Annotated in this window: 3 protein-coding genes; 2 read left to right on the top strand and 1 reads right to left on the bottom strand. The window is 53.4% G+C overall.

The genetic code is table 11. From position 1 onward, the window contains the following. Positions 1 to 171: 171 nt before the first annotated feature. Together FBQ85_28605 and FBQ85_28600 are read left to right on the top strand one after the other, a co-directional pair. Positions 172 to 705: a TRAP transporter small permease subunit gene (locus FBQ85_28605; GenBank protein ID MDL1879094.1), complete on the top strand. Its 534-nt coding sequence runs from the start codon at positions 172 to 174 to the stop codon at positions 703 to 705. Next, on the top strand, positions 702 to 2021 hold the full coding sequence (locus FBQ85_28600; GenBank protein ID MDL1879093.1) for a TRAP transporter large permease subunit: 1320 nt from the start codon (positions 702 to 704) through the stop codon (positions 2019 to 2021). Before FBQ85_28605 ends, FBQ85_28600 begins: the two co-directional genes overlap by 4 nt. A 160-nt stretch (positions 2022 to 2181) precedes the next feature. On the opposite strand, the gene FBQ85_28595 is transcribed toward FBQ85_28600, so the two are convergent. Then, entirely contained in the window at positions 2182 to 3021 is an 840-nt protein-coding gene (locus FBQ85_28595; GenBank protein MDL1879092.1) for a hypothetical protein, read from the bottom strand. Positions 3022 to 3192: the final 171 nt, after the last annotated feature.

Below are 3192 nucleotides of genomic sequence, written 5' to 3'. Positions count from 1 at the left end.
ATCAAAAACTGCGGCGCGCGGTGAACGACTTATCTCCCACGGAAGCGCTGCAGAAAATGCTCAAGCTGCTTGCCATGTTTCCCACCAACGAGGCGGTATTGAAAAAGTTTTCGGCGTAAAATTGCAACTGGCTTTGCGTCGCGTTGTTTGTAATCGCTATGAGGAGGAGGAATGAAATTTTTGCGCAAGTTCATTGCCGCGATTGAGGCAATGAACGAAAAGGTGGGCTATCTCGTCTCCTGGCTCACCACGCTCATGGTGCTGATCGTCTGTTATGATGTCTTCACCCGCTACTTTCTGAAGCGCAGCAGCGTTGCCGTGCAGGAATTGGAATGGCATCTCTTTGCCGTCATCTTTCTGCTCGGCGCAGGTTTTGCGTTCAAACACGACCGGCATGTGCGCGTCGATCTTTTTTATGCCAAGCTTTCTCCCAAAGGCCGCGCGTGGATTGATTTGCTCGGCGCTTTGTTTTTCCTCATACCCTTCGCTGCTTTGATTATTTGGACATCCTACACGTTCGTTCACAACGCATTTGTCATTCGTGAAACCTCTCCCGACCCGGGCGGACTGCCGGCAAGATATATCTTGAAAGCCGCTCTCCCCGCCGGTTTTGCGCTCTTGTTGCTACAAGCCGTGGCGCACGCCGGCAAAGCGCTGCTCCTCATTCTCGATCACCCGATGCACGCGCAGGAGACCCAATCATGAGCGACACCGCCGCCCTTCTGCTTTTTGCTGTGTTATTTGTTTTGTTGCTTCTCGGCTATCCCGTGGCCTTCACGCTCGGTGGTGTTTCGCTGATATTCGGTTTGGCAACGTTCGGGCTTGATTTTTTCAACTTGTTGCCGCTGCGCATTTGGGGAGTAATGACGAATTACGTGTTGCTCGCGGTACCGCTGTTCATTTACATGGGCGTGATGCTGGAAAAATCCGGGCTGGCCGACGATCTTTTGGAAACGATGGCGTTGCTATTCGGGCGAATGCGGGGCGGCATGGCGATTTCCGTTATCATCGTCGGCGCCTTGCTTGCCGCCACCACCGGCATCGTAGGCGCAACAGTGGTCACCATGGGGCTTTTGAGTTTGCCAACCATGCTCCGGCGCGGTTACAGCCCCGAACTAACCACCGGCACAATTGCAGCCGCCGGCACGCTTGGTCAAATCATCCCGCCCAGCATTGTGCTGGTTTTGCTGGGCAGCATTCTGAATGTTCCAATAGGCGATCTGTTTGCCGGCGCATTCATTCCCGGCACAGGCCTGGTCTTGATCTATCTCTTGTGGATCGCGATCATTTCATGGCTCAAACCGGGCGCAGCTCCGGCAATGCCTGCCGCCGAGTTGGATCGCTTCCAGGGGCGGCACATGGCAAAAAGAGTCTTGCTCGCATTCTTGTTGCCGGTGGCATTGATGATCGCGGTGCTCGGCTCGATTTTTTTGGGCGTCGCTTCGCCCACCGAGGCTGCGGCGGTAGGCGCGTTAGGCGCCACCCTACTGACAGTGTTCTACAAAAAGCTCAATTATAAAACGCTGAATGCCGTCATGCGCGAAACCACGTTTCTTACCAGCATGGTTTTCATCATTCTCGTCGGCGCTACGGCATTCGGATTGGTCTTTCGCGGCATGCACGGTGATCGCTATCTCACCGAATTGATTATCAGCTCTAATCTTACGCCGCATGCGTTTCTGGCTTTGGTGATGGTTGTCGTGTTCATCGCCGGCTTCTTCATTGACTTCATCGAGATTATCTTTATCATCGTGCCGGTGGTCGCGCCGATTTTTGTCAAAATGCAGGTCGATTTGTTGTGGCTCGGCATTCTACTGGCGCTTAACCTGCAAACCTCGTTTCTCACGCCGCCCTTTGGTTTTTCGCTCTTTTATCTCAAAGGCGTGGCCCCGCCCGAAGTCAAAACGACTCACATTTATCGTGGCGTTGTGCCCTACATTATCATACAGGTACTGGCATTGCTGCTGGTGATCTTCTTTCCGCAATTGGCGACATGGCTGCCGAAATTCATGGGACAATAAATTCCAAATTCTGATCCCGAATAGTTTCTCTGATATCAACAAAAAAGCTCCTTGTCGCCAGAACAAGGAGCTTTTTCCTACTATACAACTCTAAAAGAGTTTTGTCACGGCTTGCGAGATGCCAAACCGAAACTCACCCAAACAAAGCGGGCGAACGATTTTAGTTGAACATATACCGCAATCCCACCTGAATCTGCCAGCGCGAATTCAAGCCCGCATCGTCGATGAACGTCTTGGACGGCCCGGTGAAATTGAAAACCGGCTCGCCGCTGGTCCCATCAAAATTTACCAGCCGCAGTGGTGAAGTTGCTGAGGCGCTCGCAACTTTGCGCACACCCCAGCTCGAATTGATCAAATTCGGAACATTGAGAATGTCGAAACTCAACTGTATGGTTTGCCGTTTGGCGCCCGCGTTAAACGAGAAATCTTGCAGCACGCGCAAATCGATGTTGTAATACCACGGATTTACCGCGCCGAAGCGTTCCGAAATTTCGCCGCGATGCGCGCTGAGATATTTGTCTTGTTCAATAAAGGCATTGAGCGCGTTCCATTGTTCCTGGGCGGAAACGGTACGGCCGGTGGCGTCCGTGTAGGGCGCAAAATTGATCTCGTTCTGGTTCGCCGGAATGTAGATCAAATCGTTGCCGCCCTGGCCGTCGCCATTCACGTCGCCGGAATAGAGATACGAATACCGATTGCCGCCCGAACCTGCGAAGCGATTACCCTCCGCCACTTCCAAGAACAAACCAAAATGCGTTGCCATGCTATTCGACCAGCTCTTACGATAAGTCGCGCTGCCCACGATGCGATGGCGCTGGCCGAATTCCGAGTAACTTAACTCCGGCAGATTGGGATTGCCCTGCACCGGCTGATTCTGCCACAACACGCTGGCGATTTCAGTGGATTTCAACTGATTCTTCGCCCGCGTGAAGCTGTACGTCAGTGTCGAGCCAAACAGGTGATCTACTTCGGCAGGACCGAGAGGTTGGGCTGTGGACATGGGGCACCTCAAGAACAGATCGACCGCAAATCTGACACCGGAGCCAATCCAGGCAAGCGTTCGGCCAGAGTCAGGGGTCAGAGCACCAACGCGACGCCCGAGGTACCGATGGCGTATTCGTAGTTGTCGAGGAGTCCGAATAGGCCCAGCGGGGCCAGCAGCGCACGCATG

It is taken from the genome of Cytophagia bacterium CHB2 (assembly GCA_030263535.1).
Classification (GTDB): Bacteria; Zhuqueibacterota; Zhuqueibacteria; order Zhuqueibacterales; family Zhuqueibacteraceae; genus Coneutiohabitans.
The sequence above is the reverse complement of the archived record's forward strand: the minus strand, read 5'-3'. Positions and strand labels throughout refer to the sequence as shown.

Coding starts and splice junctions, on each gene's coding strand:
- FBQ85_28600 (MDL1879093.1), top strand. CDS start 702: ATGAGCGACACCGCCGCCCTTCTGCTTTTTGCTGTGTTATTTGTTTTG.
- FBQ85_28595 (MDL1879092.1), bottom strand. CDS start 3,021: ATGTCCACAGCCCAACCTCTCGGTCCTGCCGAAGTAGATCACCTGTTT.
- FBQ85_28605 (MDL1879094.1), top strand. CDS start 172: ATGAAATTTTTGCGCAAGTTCATTGCCGCGATTGAGGCAATGAACGAA.